Below are 19,843 nucleotides of genomic sequence, written 5' to 3'. Positions count from 1 at the left end.
GGGCCCGCCCTGCCGCCCACCGGCGGCCCGCACGTCAGGCGGCCGGCACGTCAGGCGAAGCCGAAGACCGGCGGGAAGGCCACGACGACGACGGCGGCCCAGGCACCGTAGACCGGCAGGTACCCTGTCTGCCAGCGCTCAAGCGCTGCGAAGGGCCGCCGCCCGCGCAGGAACCCGACGGTGAGCCAGGCCGCCCGCAGCAAATGCACCAGCAGGAGCAGGTTCAGGCCGAGCGCGGCGACCTTGTTGGGGCTGGTACCGAATTCGGCGATCCGGGTCAGCATCGCCGTCAGCATGACCGCGTCGACCGCGACCGCGGCGGCGACGAGGACCAATTGCAGTCCGTCGAACAGGCCCGGCGGCGCCAGCGCGTCGCGGGCAGAAATGGCGTACAGCAGCAGGGCCAGGACGAGCACGAGGATCGCGTTCATCAGGATGAGCAGCCCCCGGTCGACGTCCACCAGGCCGCCGGCCGCCGTGAGCACTGCCAGCAGCGCCAGCAGCATCACGATGGTCAGGGGCGTGAAGACGCGGGTGAGCACCGGGGCGATGTTCTCGACGACGTTCTGCTTGGCCTCTACCAGCCAGGCGGCTACGACCAGCGCGCCCGGGACGGCGAACGGCAGGATCCAGGCCTCCATCGCCGGCTCGAAGTCGACGCCGACAGCCTGCAGCGCGCCGAAAGTGAGCCCGATCAGCACAGCCCCGCCGAGGGCCAGCAGCGTGAAGTAGATCGCGAGCTCACCGGTGAACCGGACAAAGTCCATGCGCCGGCTGTGCTCCCGCCACCTGCCGCCAACGTAGGCCACGCCCGCCAGCAGCCACAGGACGACCGGGGCGTGCAGCACGGCGAGCACCTCGGTGGAACCGGCGGCCGCGAACGGGTAGGCATTGAGCAGCACGGCCAGCGCGGCAAACGGGACGAGCAGCGCCGCCGCCTTGGGCACCGTCAACCGGCGTTTCCAAGCGAAGTACGCGGCAAGGAACGGGAAGACGAGGAGGCCGAGGTTGCGCGCCAGGACCGCGCCGTCGAGCCACAGGGTGCCTGCCTTGACGGCCACCCCTGCTCCAATGGCGAGTGCCAGGACGACGGCGAGCTCCCGCCATGGCGGCGCCGCGGAGTCGGCGTCCTGCGGGACGAGCACCAACTGCTTCCACAGCCGGTCGGAGTGCTCGCGGGCGAACTCACGCGAGACCGCATCCAGATTGCCCAGGCGCTTGATCGCGACGAGGAAGGCCTCCTCGTCGTCCAGCCCTGACGCCTGCCGGTCGGCGATTTGTCCGCGCAGGTGATCCTCGAGTTCATCGAGGTCCGCGGGTGAAATCGCCTGCCGCCGCCGGACGTACCCGCGCCACCGGTCTATCTGTGCTTCCAACTCGGCATGCGGTTCCATCAGGCCCACCCTTCGACCGGGGCCGCGGGCGGCGGCACTGCCTGCCACACCCGCCGCAAGGTCTCGGCGACCACCGTCCACTGTTGCTGCCGCTCGGCGAGCACCTCCCGGCCTTGGGCGGTGATGGCGTAGTGTTTGCGCCGCCGGCCTGCCTCGGAGAGGCCCCACGAGGACGACACATACCCGAACCGCTCGAGTCGGTGCAGCAGCGGGTAGAGCATGCCGTCCGTCCACTCCAGCCCCCCGTCGGACAGTTCGCTCACGCGCTTGCTGATGGCGTAGCCGTACAGTTCGCCCTCCGACAATATCCCCAGCACGAGCGGGGTGGCCGAAGCGGCGACCAGGTCCTTGTCAATGCGCAAAGGGTCCTCCTGATACCTAGATCTGCAAGGTACTACCCTAGCAGCTCTAGGTATCCGGCAGGACGGCCTTCCGGCGAGGGCGGCGGGGGCTCAGGCCTTGAGGGCCAGGACGAAGGGCAGGACCGCTTCGGCCCCGGCCAGGCGCAGCGCGCGTCCCGCCACGGTCAGGGTCCAGCGGCTGTCGGCGACGTCGTCGACCAGCAGCACGGGGCCGCGGTTCTGCGCCAGCCAGGCTTCGCCGCCCTCGGGGACCTGGAACTGGTCCCACACGTCGGCCAACCGGAAGGCGCTGTTGCCGCCGGGGCCGCTGCGGGGTCCGCCGTGCGGGACGGCGAGCTCGCCCAGGTAGGGCAGCCGGCCGATCTCGGACAGGCCGCGGGCCAGCGACTGCACCAGCAGCGGCCTGCTGCGGGAGGGGACGCTGACGATGCCGACCGGGCGCTGTGCCCAACCCCATTGCGCCAGGACCTGGACGCAGGCGTTGAGCATGGCCGGGTCCACTTCGCGATCCGGCGCCCCGTCCGCGAAGACCTCGCGCAGCTTCCCGCCCCAGCCCAGGTCCGTCAGCCGGGCCAGGGCGCGGCCGCTGCCGTTGGCCTCCGCCGGCGGGATCTTGCCCTTGACCGGCACGCCCAGCTTGTTCATGCCGCTGGGCCACATGGCGCGCGGCTCCAGTTCGACGCCGGCACGCTGCAGGGCGGCGCCGGCGCTTTCGGTGGCCTCGGCCGCGACGGTGTCCGAGTACCAGGGTCCGGCGCAGTTGTCGCAGCGCCCGCAGGGCGCGGCGGCGGGATCGTCCAGCGCCCTGGCGAGGAATTCCATCCGGCAGCCGGAGGTGTTCTCGTAGTCCAGCATGGCGTTCTGTTCGGCCACCCGGGCCTGCGAAATGCGTCCGTAGCGCTCCGCGTCGTAGGTCCAGGGCTGGCCGGTTCCCTCCCAGCCGCCGCTGACCTTGCGCACCGCGCCGTCCACGGAGAGGACCTTCAGCAAGAGTTCCAGCGGGGACCGTTTCAGGTTCACCAGCGTCTCCAGCGCGGCGGTGGACAGCACGGTCCCCGGGACGGAGAGCTCGCGCAGCACGGCCGTGGCCGTGCCCTCGTTCGGCATCGACGCGGTGGCAAAGTACTCCCAGATGTCCCGGTCTTCAGTACCCGGCAGGAGCAGCACGTCGGCGTTCGGAGTTCCGCGGCCTGCGCGCCCCACCTGCTGGTAGTAGGCCACCGGAGAACTCGGTGCACCCAGGTGCACCACAAAACCCAGGTCGGGTTTGTCGAAGCCCATGCCGAGGGCGCTGGTGGCCACGAGCGCCTTGACCCGGTTCTCCTTCAGCGCCGCCTCGGCCTGTTCCCGCTCGGCCGGGTCGGTCCGGCCGGTGTAGGCGGCCACTTCGTGGCCGGCCTCGCGGAGCAGCCGGGCCGTGTCCTCGGCGGCGGAAACCGTGAGGGAGTAGATGATTCCGCTGCCGGGCAGGTCGTCCAGGTGCGTGAGCAGCCACCCGAGCCGGGCGCGCGGGCTGGCCAGGCGGAGCACTCCCAGGCGCAAAGAGGCGCGGGCGAGCGGGCCCCGGATGGTGAGCACTCCGCCGTCGTGCCCGGGGGCGGCGTGCACGCCGAGTTGCTCTTCGATGTCGTGGACCACGCGGGAATTGGCGGTGGCCGTGGTGGCCAGTACCGGGACCCGCTCGGGCAGCCGGGCGATCAGGTCCCGAATCCGGCGGTAGTCCGGGCGGAAATCGTGGCCCCAGTCGGAAATGCAGTGCGCCTCGTCGACCACCAGCAGGCCGGAGCTTTGCACCAGCTGCGGCAGCTGTTCGTCGCGGAACCGCGGATTGTTCAGCCGCTCGGGCGAGACCAGCAGCACGTCCACCGTGTTGGCGGCCAGCTGCTCCTGGACCTGGCCCCATTCCAGCTGGTTCGCCGAGTTGATCGCCGCGGCCCGCACGCCCGCGCGTTCGGCCGCCGCCACCTGGTCGCGCATGAGCGCGAGCAGGGGCGAGACGATCAGGGTGGGGCCGGCGCCGCGGCGGCGCAGCAGCAGGCTCGCCACGAAGTAGACCGCCGACTTTCCCCAGCCGGTGCGCTGCACCACCAGCGCCCGGCGCCCGCCGGAAACCAGCGCCTCGACAGCCTCGAACTGGCCCTCGTGGAACTCGGCCGTGTCATTGCCCACCAGGGCACGCAGCAGCGCGGTGGCCTCCCCGCGCAGCCCGCCGTCGTCCTCCCCGGGCCCCGTAGCTCCCGTCGTCGCCGCGTCCATTGTCCCGTCGATCAGCTCAGCCATGCTGCCCAGTATCGCAGCCGCTGAGGACAACCTGGCCCTTTTCCACAGCAGCCCCTTATAAGCTGGTGAAGTGAGCAGCATAGATCTTGGCCTGTCCTTCAAGGCGTACGACGTCCGCGGGATCGTGGGCGAAACCATTACGGCGGCGACCGTCGAGGCGACCGGCGCCGCGTTCGTGGACGTGTTGTCCCTGGCCGGGCAGACCGTGCTGGTGGGCGGCGACATGCGCCCGTCGTCGCCGGAATTCGCCGCCGCGTTCGCCCACGGCGCGGCCGGCCGCGGGGCCAACATTCAGATGCTGGGGCTGATCTCCACCGATGAGCTCTACTACGCCTGCGGGTCCCTGGACGCCGCCGGGGTGGTGTTCACGGCCAGCCACAACCCCGCGCAGTACAACGGCCTGAAGATGGCCAAGCCCGGGGCGGTGCCGGTCTCCTCCGACACCGGCATGTTCGACATCCGCGATCTGGCGCAGAAGTACCTCGAGACCGGGATCCCCGACGGCACCGAACCCGGGACCATCAGCGAAACCAATGTGCTGGCAGGTTACGCCTCCTACCTGCGCTCCTTGGTGGACCTGGCTGGCATCCGGCCGCTGAAGGTAGTGGTGGACGCCGGCAACGGCATGGCCGGGATGACCACCCCCGCCGTGCTTGGCGACACCCTGCTGCCGGCGCTGCCGCTTCAGGTCGTGCCGCTGTATTTCGAACTGGACGGGACGTTCCCCAACCATCCGGCCAACCCCTTGGAACCGGAAAACCTGGTGGACCTGCAGGCCGCCGTCATCGAGCACGGGGCAGACCTCGGCCTGGCCTTCGACGGCGACGCCGACCGGTGCTTCGTGATCGATGAGACCGGGGCGGTGGTCTCCCCCTCGGCGATCACCGCGCTGGTCGCCCGGCGCGAAATCGCCCGCGCCCGCGCCGCCGGCGAAGAAAGCCCGGCGGTGATCCACAACCTGATCACCTCCCGCGCCGTGCCCGAAACCATCACCGCCGCCGGCGGACGCCCGGTCCGCACCCGGGTGGGACACTCGTTCATCAAGGCGCACATGGCCGAGGAGAAGGCCGTGTTCGGCGGCGAACACTCCGCGCACTACTACTTCCGCGACTTCTACAACGCCGACACCGGCATGCTCGCCGCCATGCACGTGCTCGCCGCCCTCGGCGAGCAGGACGCACCGCTGTCCAAGCTGGCCGCCGAATACGACCCCTACCACGCCACCGGCGAACTGAACTCCCAGGTCGAAGACAAGGACGCCGCAATCGCCCGCGTGCTGGCCGACTTCGCCCCCGCCCTCGCGTCCGACCCCGCCGCGGCCGGAACCGGCACCACCGCCGCCAACTGCCCGGCCGCCTACGCGGGCACCGGCGTGAGCGTGGACCGGCTCGACGGCACCACCGTGATCGCCGACGACGGCACCTGGTGGTTCAACCTCCGCCCCTCCAACACCGAACCCTTCCTGCGGCTGAACGCCGAAGCGACCGGCCCCGGCCTGCTCGAGACCCTCCGCGGGCACGTCCTGGCCCGCGTCCGGGAAACAGCATGAGTGCCTCATGGCGGGAGGGCATCCCCGCGGAGATCCTGGCCGATATCGACACGCTGTTCGGAACCGGGCTCGGGGTGGCGCAGGAACAGTTGACCGAGCACGGGGCGTTCCTGCCCGCGGCCCTGGTCACCACGCACGACGGCGGCCTGCGGCTCGTCGTCGTCTCCCCCGATGACCTGGACGCGGAGGCCGCCGAGGTCAACGTGGACGGCATGATCGAGGACCTGTACGCCACCCTGCGCCATGACCGCGCCGATTTCCGCGCCATCGCCGTGATCAGCGACATCTTCCTGCCCGAAGAGGACGCCGACGCGATCCAGATTGCCGTGGAGCACTCGGCCGGCATCGCGGTCTCGGCCATCCAGCCCTACCATCACGACGACGACGGCGCCTGGAGCTACCCGGACCCGTTCGTGGACCCGCAGGAACGCTTCGTCTGGCCCGACGAGGAACCCGACGCAGGAACCGGGCCGCCCCGGGACTGATCCGCCGGCGCCGCGCGGAACGGCGGCAATTCCGGCCGCCCCAGGCGGCTAAAATTGGCACATGCGCATCAATGCCTTCTCCGACGTGTGCCTGCGTGCACTGATGCTGCTGTCCGCGGCGCCGGAGGGCGAATTGATGACCACACAGGCGGTCGCCGACGGCGTTGGCGTCCCGTACAACCACGTCAGCAAGGCGGTGCTGAAGCTGCGCTCGCTCGGACTGGTCGAGGCGGTGCGCGGCCGCTCCGGCGGCATCCGGATCAGCGCCGCCGGACGGCTGGCGACGGTGGGCGGCCTGCTGCGGACCCTCGACGCGCGGGAGGACCTGGTGGATTGCGAGTCCGCCCGCGGCGACTGCCCGATGAACAACAACTGCGGGCTGCGTGGAGCGCTGCGCCGGGCCCGCGAGGCCTTTTACCGCGAACTGGATCCCCTCGTCGTGTCGTCGTTGCCGCACCGGTCGCAGATGGAACCCGTCTTTATGACGTTGCTCACGCGCCGCCCCGCTTGATCCGCGGCGGGCCACCCCCACGGACTCAGCCGGTCTGGCGTCCCGAGAGCTTGTCGCGCAGCCGGTCAACCATGCCGACCCCGGGCCCCACGGTCTTGTGGAACAGCTCGGAGTGCGGGGCGCTGGGATGGGGCCTGGTCGGCGCGACTTTCTTGGCGTTCTGGACCTTTTCACCCAGCTCGGCGAGCCGCTCCGGAGAGATGTGGGCGCGCAGCTTCGGGAACTGATCCGTCTCCTCGTCGTTGGCGTGGTGGCGCAGCTGCCCCTCCAGTTCCCTCACCAGCTCCATGAAGGTTGGGTCGGAAGAGTCAACGTCCTCCATCCGCTTCATCAGCTGGACGATCTCCTCGTGCTCCTTCTTGTCATGCTCAACCTCTTCCTTGCCGTTCGGCACGTGCTCTTCGATCGCGGGGTAGACAAGCATCTCCTCGGCGACGGCGTGGCGCATCACCTCGGCAATGACGGTATCGGCCAGGTCCCGGCGCTGGCCCGGGTCGGCGGTCTGCTCGATCTGACTGAGCAGTTCGATCATTTCGCGGTGATCGGTCGTGAGGATATCGATGACATCCCCGCCCTGAGTATCGGCCATGGAACGCCCCTCCTTGGGTCGTTGCTCCTGAGCGTGCGTAGGAGGGCTTAACATACCAATGAGCGGAACCCGAAGCCACGGCCGACGGGTTTTACGGGGCGCGGGAGCGCGAAATCGCGGATGGCGGTCTAGACCGGAGGGACAGGGGCCATCCCGCCCGAATGATCCGCCGTTAAGCGGATGAGGCCCCCGCGCAGCTGCGCGGGGGCCTCATGTCGGGAGCCTGTGGTGGCGTCCCGTCTTCAGTCACTCAGGCGAAGCGGGCCTGTAGCTGCTTGAGTTCGGCGTCCAGCTCATCGGGCAGGGAATCGCCGAACTGCGCGTACCATTCCTCGATGCCCTTGAGCTCTTCCTTCCACTCCGCCGGATCCACCTTGACGGCTTCCTCCACCTGCGCCTGGGTCATGTCCAGCCCGGTCAGGTCGATGGAGTCGCCGGTCGGGATGTAGCCGATCGGGGTTTCCGTGGCGTCCGCGGTGCCCTCGATGCGTTCGATGGCCCACTTGAGCACGCGGGAGTTCTCCCCGAAGCCCGGCCACGCGAAGCCGCCGTCGGCATTGCGGCGGAACCAGTTGACCAGGAATACCTTGGGCAGGCGGTCCGGGTTGGCCTTGCCCTCGATGGTGCCCCAGTGCTTGAGGTAGTCGCCGGCGTTGTAGCCGATGAACGGAAGCATGGCCATCGGGTCGCGGCGGACCACGCCGACGGCGCCGGCGGCTGCCGCGGTGGTCTCCGACGACAGGGTGGAGCCCATGAAGATGCCGTTGGTCCACGAGCGGGCCTGGGTAACCAGCGGGATGGTGGTCTTGCGGCGCCCGCCGAAGAGGATCGCGTGGATCTCCACACCGTCGGGGCTGTAGTACTCCTGGGCCAGCATGTCGATCTGCGAGATCGGCGTGCAGAAGCGCGAGTTCGGGTGCGCCGCCGGCCGGCCGGAGTCGGGCGTCCAGTCGTTGCCCTGCCAGTCGATGAGGTGATCGGGCACGTCGTCGGTCATGCCCTCCCACCAGACGCCGCCGTCGTCGGTCAGCGCCACGTTGGTGAAGATGGAGTTGCCCTTGGCGATGGCGCGCATGGCGTTGGGGTTGGTGCTCCAGCCGGTGCCCGGTGCGACGCCGAACAGGCCGTACTCGGGGTTCACGCCGCGCAGTTCGCCCTCCTTGCCGATGCGCATCCAGTTGATGTCGTCGCCGAGGGTCTCGGCCTTCCAGCCGTCGATGGTCGGATCCAGCAGCGCGAGGTTGGTCTTGCCGCAGGCCGAGGGGAAGGCGGCCGCAATGTTGTACGCCTTGCCCTGCGGGCTGGTGAGCTTGAGGATCAGCATGTGCTCGGCCAGCCAGCCTTCGTCGCGGGCAATCACCGAGGCGATGCGCAGGGCGTAGCACTTCTTGCCCAGCAGCGCGTTGCCGCCGTAGCCCGAGCCGTAGGACCAGATGGACCGCTCCTCGGGGAAGTGCACGATCCACTTCTCCTCATTGCACGGCCAGACGACGTCGGCTTCCCCCGGTTCCAGCGGGGCGCCGACGGAGTGCAGCGCGGGGACGAAGAAGGCGTCCTCAGCCTCCATCTTGCGCAGCACGTCGGTGCCGATCCGCGCCATGATGCGCATGGAGGCGACCACGTAGGCCGAGTCGGTGATTTCGACGCCGTACTGCGGCTGTTCCGCATCCAGGGGCCCCATGACAAAGGGGATCACGTACATGGTGCGTCCGCGCATGCTGCCGGCGAAGCGTTCCGTGAGGATCGACTTCATCTCCGCGGGGTCCATCCAGTTGTTGGTGAACCCTGCGTCTGCCTCCTTCTCGGAGCAGATGAAGGTCCGCTCTTCGACCCGGGCGACGTCCTTCGGGTCGGAGAAGCCGACGAAAGAGTTGGGGAACAGCTCCGGGTTCAGCCGCTTCAGCGTCCCGGCCTCGACCAGCTGATCGGTCAGGAGTGCGTACTCCTCTTCGGAGCCGTCCACCCAATAGACTGAGTCGGGCTGCGTCAGCTCTGAAACTTCGGCAACCCAGGCCAGAAGCTTTGCGTGTGTAGTTGGGGCATCCATAAGTGTTTCCTCAAGAACCGGCTGACGCGTGATATCGCCCATGACTCATCCCTTTCCTGGGCCAGTGGTGTTTCTAGATGCTATGGGTCGATGGCTAGACCAGCGGGCTGCAGAAAAAGGGGATTGGCCCGCCTTGGATAGGATGAGCCCGGAATTCCGGGGTTTTTCGACGTGTCAAGGCCCACAGTTGTGATTAAGGTCATATAGACCGGTCTAGTTAATGTGTCCTTCCGAGGGCAGGCTCGACCCGGTTTCCCAAGATCAGCAGCCCGGCGCCGCGGCTCCGCGACGCTGACACCCCAGCGCCAGACAGGCGGGCTTGGGGGTGAGGCGCGGCGCCCCCAGGCCGCGATACGCGCAATTCCGGGGCGGAGGCGGGCGGGGCTCCCTCGATTTGGCGACTGTCCGGCAAACACGCTACAGTTGTATCCGGCCGCGAGGCCAAGCGCCCATAGCTCAGCTGGATAGAGCGTCTGTCTACGGAACAGAAGGCCGGGGGTTCGAATCCCTCTGGGCGCACCAAACACATGCAGCCCGGTCATCGACCGGGCTGCATTTTTCTTTGCCGGCAGGTGCCCCGGCTCCGGCGGTTTACCGGCCGCACGCCCCCTCCGGGCTGCATGTCACACTCGCTGCTTCCGCAGTGTCTTCCGTGTATCCCCGCGCGCCGGGGCAACGACGAGGAGGCCGGCATGGCACGGATACCCCTGGAGCACTCCCCCAGCCTGTTCCTGAAAATCATGGCGGGCTACAGCAAGCGGAAGTACGGCAAGGTGCTGGATCCCGGCCTGGCCATGCTGCACAACCGGCGGGTGCTGTTTGCCTGGCTGCGGCACGAACGATCCGTTGCCAGGTTCAACACCCTGCCGCCCGTGCTCAAGGCTTTGGCCGTCATGGGGGCGGCCTCCTCTATCGGCTGCAGTTGGTGCCTCGACTTCGGCTACTGGGAATTTCATCACCAGGGCGTGGAACCGGCGAAACTGCGGGAGGTTCCGCGCTGGCACACGGCTTCGGTTTACACTCAGCTGGAGCGCGATGTGCTCGGTTATGCAGAGGCCATGACCGCGACCCCACCCACAGTCACCGACGACTTAGTGGAAAGGCTGAAGCAGTATCTTGACCCGGCCCAGCTGGCGGAACTGACCTATCTGGTTGCGGTGGAGAACCAGCGGTCGAGGGTGAACGCCGCGTTGGGCCTGGCCAGCCAGGGCTTCAAGGAAACCTGCAGCGTAGGAGGCTGACATGTCGACGACCCAGGAGAAATTGGCCGTGTTCCAACAGCACCGCGGGCTGCTCTTTGGGGCGGCCTACCGCCTCCTGGGCAGCGCCGCCGACGCCGAGGACGTCCTGCAGGAGGCATGGCTGCGGTTCTCCGACGTGCCGCAGGACCATGTCCGTGAGCCGCGGGCCTTCCTGCTGCGAACGGTAACCAATCTGGCGCTGAACCAGATCCGCGCCCAGCAACGCCGCCGCGAAAATTACGTCGGGCCCTGGCTGCCCGAGCCGGTCAGCTCCCTGCCGGATGCCCCGAGCCCTCCCGCACCGGACGAAGCTGCCGTGCTGGCCGACGATGTTTCGCTGGCCATGCTGGTGGTTTTGGAACAGCTCTCCCCCTTGGAACGTGCGGCCTACATCCTGGGCGAGGTCTTCGGCTACCCGGCACCAGAGATTGCCCGGACGCTGGGCCGCTCGCCCGCGGCGGTGCGGCAACTCATCTCGCGTGCCCGCGGCCACGTCGCGAGCCGGCAAGCCAGGAACCAAGTTGATCCTGCCCTGCACCGGAGGATCACCGAGCAGTTCCTGCAGGCAGCCAACACCGGGGCCATCGAGCCGCTGCTGGGCCTGCTGGCTCCGGACGTTGTGCTGACCAGCGACGGCGGCGGCCAGAAGACCGCGGCGCTGCGGCCCATCTTCGGGGTGGAGAAGGTGCTGCGCTTCCTGCTCGGCATCACCGGCAACCCGGACACCCCCTTCCACCTGCACGTCGCCGACGTCAACGGGCTGCCCGGGTTGGTGGCGGTCGATGCGGACGGCGCGGTGGACACGGTCGCCGGCTTCCGGATCGATGAGGGGTTGGTCCGGGAAATCTTCCTCATCCGGAACCCGGACAAGCTTGGCCGCATCCGCATCTAGCTGCACCGACCCGACGGGCATGAGACGGTTGAAACGGGAGTCCGCGCCATCGTGTGCGGTCCTGTTATGTGTTGGTCCCGGATATAGGAGGAATACCCATGAAGGTCACCGCCGCCGTCGTGCGCGAGACGGGCGCACCGCTTTCAGTTGAAGAACTGGAGCTCGCCGATCTCCGGCCCGACGAGGTGAGGGTCCGCATGGTCGCCACCGGCATCTGTCACACGGATTCAACCGCCCGCGACGGCGCGTATCCCCTCCAGTGGCCGGCGGTGCTCGGTCACGAGGGCGCCGGCGTTGTGGAGGATGTGGGAATAGCGGTGACGAGCGTCGAGCCCGGTGACCACGTGGTGCTGGCGCCGGCATCGTGCGGCACGTGCAAGCAGTGCCGCCGCGGGGAGATGGCCTACTGCGAGCACTACATCGCCATCAATCTCAGTGGTCGCCGAACCGCGCTCTCGGCCGACGGCGAATCCGTGGCCTCGCACTTCTTCGGCCAGTCGTCCTTCTCGTCGTACGCGAACGTGCTGGAGCGCTGCGTGGTCAAGGTGGACCCCGAGGTTCCGCTGGAGATGCTCGCCCCGCTGGGGTGCGGGCTGCAGACCGGGGCCGGGGCTGTGCTCAACGAGCTGCGGCCGGAGCCGGCAACATCGCTGGCGGTGATCGGTGCGGGCGCGGTCGGCTCGGCAGCGATCATGGCCGCCAAGATCGCCGGCTGCACGACGGTGATCGCGGTGGATCTGCACGACAACCGCTTGGAGACGGCCCTCGAACTTGGCGCCACCCACACCATTAACTCCGCCAAGACGGACATGGGCGAGGAGCTGAACCGCATCACCGGCGGGGAGGGTGTGGACTACATCGTCGATACCACCTCCGTGCCGGCGGTGCTCAACCAGGCCGCCCGGGCGCTGGCCTTCCGCGGCACGCTCGTGGCCGTGGGCAACACGACCTTCGGCACCGAGGCGCCGTTCGAGATCGGCGAGTCCCAGGTCAAGGGATGGACGTTCACAATGAATGTCCAGGGCAGCTCGGTGTATCAGGTCTTCATCCCGCGCCTGATCGAGCTGTGGAAGCAGGGACGGTTCCCGTACGACAAGCTGGTCAAGACCTACCCCTTTGCCGACATCAACCAGGGGTTCGAGGATTCGGCCAACGGTTCCACGATCAAGCCGATCCTCCTCTTCTGACCGGCGGAGTCCGGGACGGTGAGGCGCCGGCCCGGCCTGCGTCAGCGCCCCGCGAGGCGCCGGCTGAAACGCGTCCAGCGCGAGGCGCCGGCCCTGCCCGGTCAGCGCAGCGCGAGGCTCCGGCCGGCCCGCGTCAGCGCAGCACCACGAAGTCGGTCACCGCGGCGTCACGCCCGTCCAGCTCCGCCCAGCTCTTCCCGTGCTGCAGCACCGTCAGGCCGGAGGTTGGATAGTGGGTGGCCATGTCCACCACGGCCTCCTCATCGGAATCCACCGACGCGAGCCGCATCGCCAGGTCCTGCACCGCCGGCATGTGGGCCACCACCAGCAGGGACGTAATGGTGTCGGGCAGCTGGTTGATCTCGGACAGGACCTGCACGGCCGGCGCGTCGTAGAGTTCGTCGGACAGCATGGGAGTCGGCGCCTTCTCCCCCAGCTCGCTGCACACCCAAGTGCAGGTCTGGCGGGTCCGCAGTGCCGACGAGCACAGGATGAAGTCCGGGATGCAGTTGTGCTCCACCATCCACCGGCCGATCTGCGGTGCCTCGTTGTGGCCGCGCTGCGCCAGCGGCCGCTCGTGGTCCTCGACGCCCAGCGGCCACGCGGCCTTGGCGTGACGCATGATCATCAGCTTCTTCAGGTGGTGGTCGTTCACACCACGAGTGTATGCGGCCCTTGTCAGCGCCTCCGCGCGATGCGAGGCTCGGGACATGGCAGAGCGGACGCTGGAAGCGGATGTCGTGGTACTCGGGGCCGGGGCGGTCGGCGAGAATGTGGCGGACCGGACCACCCGCGGCGGACTCAAAACCATCCTGGTCGAATCGGCCCTGGTCGGGGGCGAGTGTTCCTATTGGGCCTGCATGCCCTCCAAGGCCCTGCTGCGCCCGGGCACGGCCCTGCAGGCCGCCCGCGGCGTCAAGGGCGCGGCCGAAGCCGTGACCGGCGGCCTGGCGGCGGAGGCCGTGCTGGCCCGCCGGGATTCCTTCACCTCCGGCTGGGACGACGCCTCGCAGGTGGAGTGGGTGAAGGGCGCCGGCATCGAATTGGTCCGCGGCACCGCCCGGCTCACGGGTCCGCGCGAAGTGACGGCAACTGACGACGACGGGACCCGGACCCGCATCACCGCACGGCACGCCGTCGTGCTGGCCACCGGTTCCACGCCGAACGTGCCGCCGCTGCCCGGGCTGGACGGCATCGATTTCTGGGGAACGCGCGAAGCCACCGCCGCCCGGGAAGTTCCGGAGAGCCTGCTGGTGCTGGGCGGCGGCGTCTCCGGCTGCGAGCTCGCGCAGGCGTATGCCCGGCTGGGCACCGACGTCACCCTGGTGGCACGCGGGGACCTGCTGGCGAGCGTCCCCGAACCCGCGCGGCGGCTGGTGGAAGCCGGGCTGCGCCGCGACGGCGTGCGGATCCGGCTCCACACGGCGGCGTCACGGGCGGCTGCGCACGACGGCGGCATCACCCTCACGCTGACGGCTGCGGGTGCGGACGGGGAGACCGGGGCGGCGGACACCGTCACGGCCGCAAAGCTCTTGGTTTCCACCGGACGACGGCCGGCCCTCGCGGACTTGGGCCTGGAGGAGCTGGGGCAGAATCCAAAGCGGCTGCAGGTCGACGCCAGCGGACGCGTGGCCGGCGTCGACGGGGGCTGGCTCTATGCTGTCGGCGACGCCGCCGGCAAGGCCCAGCTGACGCACCAGGGCAAGTACCAGGCGCGGGCCGCGGGGGACGCGATCGCGGCCCGGGCGGCCGGCGAGCTGGACGGCGACCCGGAACCGTGGAGCCGCTTTGCCAGCACTGCCGACGACGCGGCGGTTCCCTCGGTGATATTCACCGATCCGGAGGTCGCCGTCGTCGGCCTCACCGAAGAGCAGGCACGGGAGCGCGGGCTCGCCGTGTCCGTCACCGAGCTGCCGATCGCCGTCGCCGGCTCCTCGCTGTATGCCGACGGCTACCAGGGCTGGGCCCAGATGGTCGTGGACGAAGACCGCAGGGTCGTCGTGGGCATGACCTTCGCCGGCCCCGGCGTCAGCGAGCTGCTGCACTCGGCGACCATCGCCGTCGTCGGCCAGGTCCCGCTGGACCGGCTCTGGCACGCGGTGCCCTCCTACCCCACCATCAGTGAGGTGTGGCTCCGCCTGCTCGAGGCGTACGGGCTGTAGCGCGGCGGCGGAGCCGGGCAGGACCTAGATGGAGTACTCCGGCGCGGCCCAGACCACTACTTCCGGGTGCTCGTAGAAGCGGTAGCCCTGGCCGCGGACGGTGCGAACGGTGTTGGCCAGGCGGCCCAGCTTGGAACGGAGCCGGCGGATGTGCACGTCAATGGTCCGTTCGTTCGGGACTTCCTCGGCGTTCTTCCACAGCCCGGAGAGCAGCTCTTCGCGGCCGACGGTGCGGGTGGCGTTCTCCACGAGGTAGTTGAGCAGCTCGAATTCCTTGAACGTCAGGTTCAGGGTCTCCCCGTCCAGGTGCACCTCGCGGCGGGACAGGTCGATCAGGACGCCGCTGGGACGGCTGGCGTGCGACGCCGGCTGCGGCTGCCGCTGGATTTCCACGGCCGCGGTCCGCGGGCGGCGGCTGACGGTCGGATCGCCCAGGGCCTGGCGCACCACGTCAATGTTCTCGCCCGGGGCGTCGGCCGGCGCCAGGGCCACGGCCCCGTGGGTCTGGGCGTCCGCAGCCAGCGACTGCACGTAGGCGCGCACCTGGGAGGCCAGCTTGCTCAGCGTGGTCCCCTGGGCGGCGGCAGCTTCCTCGTCCAGGCCCACATAGAGAACGAACCCGCGGGCAACAGTGTCGTTCGACACCGGCTGCGGGCCGGGAATTCCGTTGGGGGTGACCACGGGGGTGGGGGCGGTGGTCGGATGGGGGGCAGCGGCGTCGAACTGGCCGGGAACCGCGCGCAGCACGCGGTAGGCCTGCTGCTCCCCCGGGTAAGACGGCTGCCCGGCGAACTGCGGGTTCTGCCCGGCTGCCTGTCGCTGCGCGGCTGCCGCACGGTTCTGGGCGTTGCGGACGGAGATGTGGACGTATCCGGATGAAACTGACATTAGAACCTCATGTGTGAAAATGGCCGTCATCGCGGCGCGAATGCATGGGTATGCCCGCACGGGATGTGTTTCTGGTGCCCGCCATTGGACAGATGAATTGCCTGGAATAACTCGAGGGGTGGTGAGTTAGGCCTGCATTCGGCAACAGTCCGCCAGTGCGCCGGGATACGTCCCGTAACTGAAGGCTGCGGCTGCAGATGCTGTTGCGTTGTTGTTCACAACAATGAGTCTGGCGCGTAACAATGCTTACGTGCAAGTAATATAAGCCTGCTTGTCTCACATAGTGAGAAGAAGCAGCGCTTTTGTGCCACACATCACACCACGACGGTGCATAAATATCAACCGAGAGCGGCCCTTGCGGGGCGCTGATGAATAAGTATGCAGTGATCTATTTGCCGCGGCGTCAAGCGCATTAGGTGCAAAGCATCGGCGTTTGCAAACCGTCCAAAATGTGGACACCACTGGAACGTGTGGGCCCCGGTGTTGCAGCCCGCCAGTCCCCGTGAAAGGCGCCCCCGGTCGGCTGGGTCAGCCCGCTACGCCGTAGAGCCGGTCGCCGGCATCGCCCAGGCCGGGCACGATGTAGGCCTTTTCATCCAGCCGCTCGTCGATGGAGGCCACCACGATGGAGACGTTCTTGTCTTCGAGTTCATCGCGCAGCGCCTGCAGGCCCTCCGGTGCCGCCAGCAGGCAGATGCAGGTGACGTCGGCGGCACCGCGGGCGAAGAGGAACTTGATGGATTCACGCAGCGTGCCGCCGGTGGCCAGCATGGGGTCGAGCACGAACACCTGGCGGCCGGTGAGGTCGGCCGGCAGCCGCTCGGCGTAAGTAATGATGTCCAGCGTTTCCTCGTTGCGCGCCATGCCCAGGAAGCCGACTTCGGCGGTCGGCACCAGCTTGGTCATGCCCTCGAGCATGCCGAGGCCGGCGCGTAGGATGGGCACCACCAGCGGGGTGGGCTTGGTGAAGGCGGTCCCGGTGGTCCGGGTCACCGGGGTTTCGATTTCCACCGGCTCGGTGTGGACGTCGCGGGTGGCCTCGTAGGCCAGCAGGGTCACCAGTTCTTCGGTGAGCTGGCGGAAGACGGGCGACGGAGTGGTCTTGTCGCGGAGAACGGTGAGTTTGTGGGCAACAAGGGGATGGTCCACTTCGAGTACGCGCATTCCACAAAACTACCGGCAGCCGGATAGCAGGGACAAACATCGGGCCTGCCAGAATGGTGGCATGGGCCCGATTGATCCGCAGCACCGCCAGTGGATGGGTCTTGCCCTGGACCAGGCCCGCTTGGCCCTGGAGACCTCCGATGTGCCGATCGGTGCCGTGGTGATGGGGCCCGACGGCGCGGTGCTGGGTTCCGGACGCAACGAACGGGAGGCGCTGCACGACCCTACCGGCCATGCCGAAATGGTGGCCATTCGGGAGGCGGCACGCAAGCTTGGCTCCTGGCGCCTTGACGGCTGCACGCTGGTGGTCACGCTGGAGCCCTGCGCCATGTGCGCCGGCGCCATCGTGCTCGCCCGCATCCCGAAAGTAGTCTTCGGCGCGTGGGATGAGAAGGCCGGGGCGGCGGGCAGTGTTTTCGACATCCTGCGCGAGCGCCGGCTGAACCACTGGGTAGAGGTCTACCCGGAGGTGCGGACGGAGGAGTCAGCCGCCATGCTGCGCGAGTTCTTCGCGCGGCACCGCGGCGAACTCCCGCCGGGCTAACCCTCTCCCTTCCGGTGCTGCACATGTGCTTTCCGGTGTTGCACGTGCACGCCCCTCCCACTCACTTCGGTGCCACTCCGGCCTCACCACGTGGACGAAGACTCGGCCAATGCGGCCGTCCCTCCGGGCCGTTTTGGGGCTCAGGCCCAACAGCGGGTAAAGTTGACGCGTTGGTGACGTGTCCGAGCGGCCGAAGGTGCAACACTCGAAATGTTGTTTGGTGAAAGCCAACGTGGGTTCAAATCCCACCGTCACCGCCATAGAAAACCCCCGGAGATCCGGGGGTTTTCTGCATTCTCAGTGCGGCGTGGTGCAGATGTAATCGCCATGGCAAAGGCGTTCGCGTACGTCGAATGACGTCGCAGCAGACTCCTCGACCCGCTCCAGCTCATACTCCCTAACGGGTGGTCTCGCGACCAGCGTCGCACCCTGTACGTCGGGGGGGCGATGTTCTGCTTGGCCGTGGAGACGCAGATGTATCCCACGACTTGGATTGCCTGGTCGGCGTGGATCACTTCGGAAACCAATGAGGTGGTGGTTACGACCCAACTGCACACAACTGGAACCCTCTACGTACAGTGGCCGTAGAGGGTGGGTAGTAACTGGAGGTGACGGAGAACAAAGATGGAACATTCGGACCTATTCGCCCGTGCGATCCAACCTTGAGCCGCCCCCGTTCTTCCTTGACTGGCGCAGCATCGCGAAGTTGGCCACGCTCAATGTGAGCGAAGTCAGAACCAGGACTACGTACAAAACCTGAATTTCACCCTGCGTTTGCATGACCATCGCGAACCAGACCAGAGCCGACACGAACCATAGGACGACTGAGAACAGCAGGACGCGCGGGCTGGGCCTCGCCGGCTTGACCCCAGGTTCGGTCAGACCCATCCGGTCTGTCATCCGCAACCAAGCGTTGCGCGGCCCGCTGCCTGTCATGGCCTAACCATAGCTACACGCCAAGGGCGCCGGAACAGCCACGTGGATCCACTGCCGTGCCCGTACAGGTGCGGCAGTTGACATTGTGTACCGCAGTGCGGTCACGGACGATGGGCGCCCCTGCCAGGAAGTACAACGTCTGCAGGGTCTAACTCCGGTCTGGCCCGGAGGAAGCGTATGGCGTGCCGGAAGGATGTACCGGTCATCGCGGTGTCGGCTGACACTTCAACGACCATCGGTTCTACGAGTGTCAGTTCGGTTTCTCCTGCGTCGGCGTTGAACCGGTCCATGATCGCGGATTTGATCCGGTGCGGCCAAGGATGATCCGGGTCTGCGGCCTGGAGTTGGGATCCCAGCAGTTTCGCGGCCGAGGTTTTGAGCGGGGCGGAGCGTCCGACGATGCGGAGTTCCCCGTCGATCCGCAGCCCGGCGACGATGGCCTCGGGGCGTGAGAGGGGACCGATGACTGCTCCGCAGATCACGTCAACGGTGTCGCGATGTTTGATCTTTTGCCACTGCCGCTGCCCTCCCTCGTACGGTTGGCCGGCGCCCTTGATGTTCCCCGTCAAGTTCAGCGTGTTGAAGTCGGCCTTCTATTATGCAAGGACCCGTCAGCTCTTACTTGATCCCCGCGACCGCCTCCACGCCAGGTGGCGTAGGCCCTCCTGAGAAGTGTTCATCTAAGGATCCTGCATCGGACACTGTAGCCTCCGGCAGCACGCCCCACAGGCCCACATCGACCACTTGCCGAAAGGAGGTCTGAACCTCTGGGCGTGCTTGCCGGATGGACCGATCTCGAACAGCTGACCCGGGAGTGCGAATCCAGCAATGTCATCATCGCCCTCGGCACTGAACCGTTTCCCGCCGAGCCCGCAGGCCCGTACTTCCGGCTCAATTACGCAGGCCCCAACCCTGAAGAACTCCCAGAAGGCGCCCGCGTCCTCGGTCGCTCGCTCGAACGCAACAACCAGTAGAACCAGGTTCCCTACGTTGTGCCTCCCCAGCACCGACGTCCGCCCGCACACCCGATAGGTTGGATTAGCGACCGATCGCTCGTTACGGCCGCCGGTCAAAACCAACTTCCTGGGCCGGCACCACCTCCATGGGAGCCCGTCGTGCAAGGATCTAGCCATGCCAGTTTCTCCTGCTGTTGTCTTGATCGGGCCTGCTGCTGCGGGAAAGTCGACGCTGGGTCGACTTGTCGCCGGAGAGCTCGGGCTGGAGTTTCTTGATATGGACGATATTGGCGAGGCCTACTACCTGGAGGTCGGCTGGAGCATCGAGCGTTTGGTCCATCGAAGCGCTGAGATAGGCCGAGTTGCAGCAGAACGGGAATGGGAGCCGGCACGTGCTCACGCGGTACGACGAGCAGTCGAGGAACATCCTGGAACTGTCCTTGCGCTCGGCGCCGGGCATACCTCGTTTACTGATTCCGCATGCTTCGCGCGTGTAAGTGCAGCGCTCGGGGACGTGGACCACGTTGTACTGGTCCTTCCTGAAGCAGCCCGGGGCGCAGGGCTGGCCGAACTACGTGAAAGATCAGTCGCGGCGAAAGGGACTGATTGGATCAGCTCGGGACACGATTTTCTCGCTGAATGGTTCGATGATGCAG

The 19,843-nt window shown here is 67.7% G+C and carries 19 protein-coding genes, 2 tRNA genes and 1 pseudogene; 12 read left to right on the top strand and 10 right to left on the bottom strand.

Annotated features, from left to right (window positions below):
- Positions 1–50: 50 nt before the first annotated feature.
- The 3 genes from AC5RV2_RS06640 to AC5RV2_RS06630 form a co-directional block, all read right to left on the bottom strand.
- Positions 51–1,394: a permease prefix domain 1-containing protein gene (locus AC5RV2_RS06640; RefSeq protein WP_494091711.1), complete on the bottom strand. Its 1,344-nt coding sequence runs from the start codon at positions 1,392–1,394 to the stop codon at positions 51–53.
- Complete coding sequence (locus AC5RV2_RS06635; RefSeq protein ID WP_494068561.1) at positions 1,394–1,756, bottom strand: PadR family transcriptional regulator; 363 nt, start codon at positions 1,754–1,756, stop codon at positions 1,394–1,396. The genes AC5RV2_RS06640 and AC5RV2_RS06635 overlap by 1 nt, the downstream gene beginning before the upstream one ends.
- Positions 1,757–1,846: 90 nt before the next feature.
- On the bottom strand, positions 1,847–4,036 hold the full coding sequence (locus AC5RV2_RS06630) for a RecQ family ATP-dependent DNA helicase (RefSeq protein ID WP_494091710.1): 2,190 nt from the start codon (positions 4,034–4,036) through the stop codon (positions 1,847–1,849).
- Between the two features lie 70 nt (positions 4,037–4,106).
- Between AC5RV2_RS06630 and AC5RV2_RS06625 the strand changes: the two genes are divergently transcribed.
- From AC5RV2_RS06625 to AC5RV2_RS06615, 3 genes are all read left to right on the top strand, one after another.
- Positions 4,107–5,585 carry a phosphohexomutase domain-containing protein gene (locus tag AC5RV2_RS06625; RefSeq protein WP_494091709.1) on the top strand — a complete coding sequence of 493 codons (1,479 nt, stop codon included), beginning with the start codon at positions 4,107–4,109 and terminating at the stop codon, positions 5,583–5,585.
- Complete coding sequence (locus AC5RV2_RS06620) at positions 5,582–6,070, top strand: hypothetical protein (RefSeq protein WP_494091708.1); 489 nt, start codon at positions 5,582–5,584, stop codon at positions 6,068–6,070. Before AC5RV2_RS06625 ends, AC5RV2_RS06620 begins: the two co-directional genes overlap by 4 nt.
- Positions 6,071–6,131: 61 nt before the next feature.
- On the top strand, positions 6,132–6,581 hold the full coding sequence (locus tag AC5RV2_RS06615; RefSeq protein ID WP_494091707.1) for an RrF2 family transcriptional regulator: 450 nt from the start codon (positions 6,132–6,134) through the stop codon (positions 6,579–6,581).
- A 25-nt stretch (positions 6,582–6,606) separates the two neighbouring features.
- Here AC5RV2_RS06615 and AC5RV2_RS06610 read toward each other — a convergent pair whose 3' ends face one another.
- Positions 6,607–7,170, bottom strand: coding sequence for a hemerythrin domain-containing protein (locus AC5RV2_RS06610; protein WP_494091706.1), 564 nt, complete (start codon positions 7,168–7,170; stop codon positions 6,607–6,609).
- A 250-nt stretch (positions 7,171–7,420) separates the two neighbouring features.
- Entirely contained in the window at positions 7,421–9,259 is a 1,839-nt protein-coding gene (locus tag AC5RV2_RS06605; protein WP_494091705.1) for a phosphoenolpyruvate carboxykinase (GTP), read from the bottom strand.
- 403 nt (positions 9,260–9,662) lie between these two features.
- Between AC5RV2_RS06605 and AC5RV2_RS06600 the strand changes: the two genes are divergently transcribed.
- From AC5RV2_RS06600 to AC5RV2_RS06585, 4 genes are all read left to right on the top strand, one after another.
- Positions 9,663–9,739, top strand: a tRNA-Arg gene (locus AC5RV2_RS06600).
- A 170-nt stretch (positions 9,740–9,909) separates the two neighbouring features.
- Positions 9,910–10,458, top strand: a complete 549-nt coding sequence (locus AC5RV2_RS06595) for a carboxymuconolactone decarboxylase family protein (protein WP_494091704.1) — start codon at positions 9,910–9,912, stop codon at positions 10,456–10,458.
- A gap of 1 nt (position 10,459) precedes the next feature.
- Positions 10,460–11,350 carry an RNA polymerase sigma factor SigJ gene (gene sigJ / locus AC5RV2_RS06590; RefSeq protein WP_494091703.1) on the top strand — a complete coding sequence of 297 codons (891 nt, stop codon included), beginning with the start codon at positions 10,460–10,462 and terminating at the stop codon, positions 11,348–11,350.
- A 98-nt stretch (positions 11,351–11,448) separates the two neighbouring features.
- Complete coding sequence (locus AC5RV2_RS06585) at positions 11,449–12,537, top strand: NAD(P)-dependent alcohol dehydrogenase (protein WP_494091702.1); 1,089 nt, start codon at positions 11,449–11,451, stop codon at positions 12,535–12,537.
- A 133-nt stretch (positions 12,538–12,670) separates the two neighbouring features.
- On the opposite strand, the gene AC5RV2_RS06580 is transcribed toward AC5RV2_RS06585, so the two are convergent.
- A complete protein-coding gene (locus AC5RV2_RS06580; protein WP_494091701.1) occupies positions 12,671–13,192 on the bottom strand; it encodes a SixA phosphatase family protein in 522 nt (173 codons plus the stop codon).
- Between the two features lie 55 nt (positions 13,193–13,247).
- Here AC5RV2_RS06580 and AC5RV2_RS06575 point away from each other — a divergent pair, with 55 nt between their 5' ends.
- Positions 13,248–14,699, top strand: a complete 1,452-nt coding sequence (locus AC5RV2_RS06575; protein ID WP_494091700.1) for a dihydrolipoyl dehydrogenase family protein — start codon at positions 13,248–13,250, stop codon at positions 14,697–14,699.
- A gap of 24 nt (positions 14,700–14,723) precedes the next feature.
- Here the strand turns inward: AC5RV2_RS06575 and AC5RV2_RS06570 are convergent, their stop codons facing one another.
- Entirely contained in the window at positions 14,724–15,587 is an 864-nt protein-coding gene (locus tag AC5RV2_RS06570; protein WP_494091699.1) for a winged helix-turn-helix domain-containing protein, read from the bottom strand.
- A gap of 528 nt (positions 15,588–16,115) precedes the next feature.
- Positions 16,116–16,751: a uracil phosphoribosyltransferase gene (gene upp, locus AC5RV2_RS06565; RefSeq protein ID WP_494024648.1), complete on the bottom strand. Its 636-nt coding sequence runs from the start codon at positions 16,749–16,751 to the stop codon at positions 16,116–16,118.
- 61 nt (positions 16,752–16,812) lie between these two features.
- Here upp and AC5RV2_RS06560 point away from each other — a divergent pair, with 61 nt between their 5' ends.
- Positions 16,813–17,295: a nucleoside deaminase gene (locus AC5RV2_RS06560; protein ID WP_494091698.1), complete on the top strand. Its 483-nt coding sequence runs from the start codon at positions 16,813–16,815 to the stop codon at positions 17,293–17,295.
- Between the two features lie 172 nt (positions 17,296–17,467).
- Positions 17,468–17,555 (top strand) — tRNA-Ser (locus tag AC5RV2_RS06555).
- A 379-nt stretch (positions 17,556–17,934) separates the two neighbouring features.
- Here AC5RV2_RS06555 and AC5RV2_RS06550 read toward each other — a convergent pair.
- Both AC5RV2_RS06550 and AC5RV2_RS06545 read right to left on the bottom strand, forming a co-directional pair.
- Positions 17,935–18,231, bottom strand: a complete 297-nt coding sequence (locus tag AC5RV2_RS06550; protein ID WP_494091697.1) for a hypothetical protein — start codon at positions 18,229–18,231, stop codon at positions 17,935–17,937.
- Positions 18,232–18,332: 101 nt separating this feature from the next.
- Positions 18,333–18,800, bottom strand: a complete 468-nt coding sequence (locus AC5RV2_RS06545) for a hypothetical protein (protein ID WP_494091696.1) — start codon at positions 18,798–18,800, stop codon at positions 18,333–18,335.
- Positions 18,801–18,936: 136 nt separating this feature from the next.
- Here AC5RV2_RS06545 and AC5RV2_RS06540 point away from each other — a divergent pair.
- Positions 18,937–19,205: pseudogene (locus AC5RV2_RS06540) on the top strand (PLP-dependent aminotransferase family protein); the annotation flags it as partial.
- Positions 19,206–19,362: 157 nt separating this feature from the next.
- On the top strand, positions 19,363–19,843 hold a 481-nt coding region (locus tag AC5RV2_RS06535), incomplete at its 3' end, for a shikimate kinase (protein ID WP_494091695.1).

The organism is Arthrobacter sp. Y3225116 (assembly GCF_059091245.1).
Note: the sequence above shows the minus strand (reverse complement) of the source record. Positions and strands in the feature narration are given on the sequence as shown.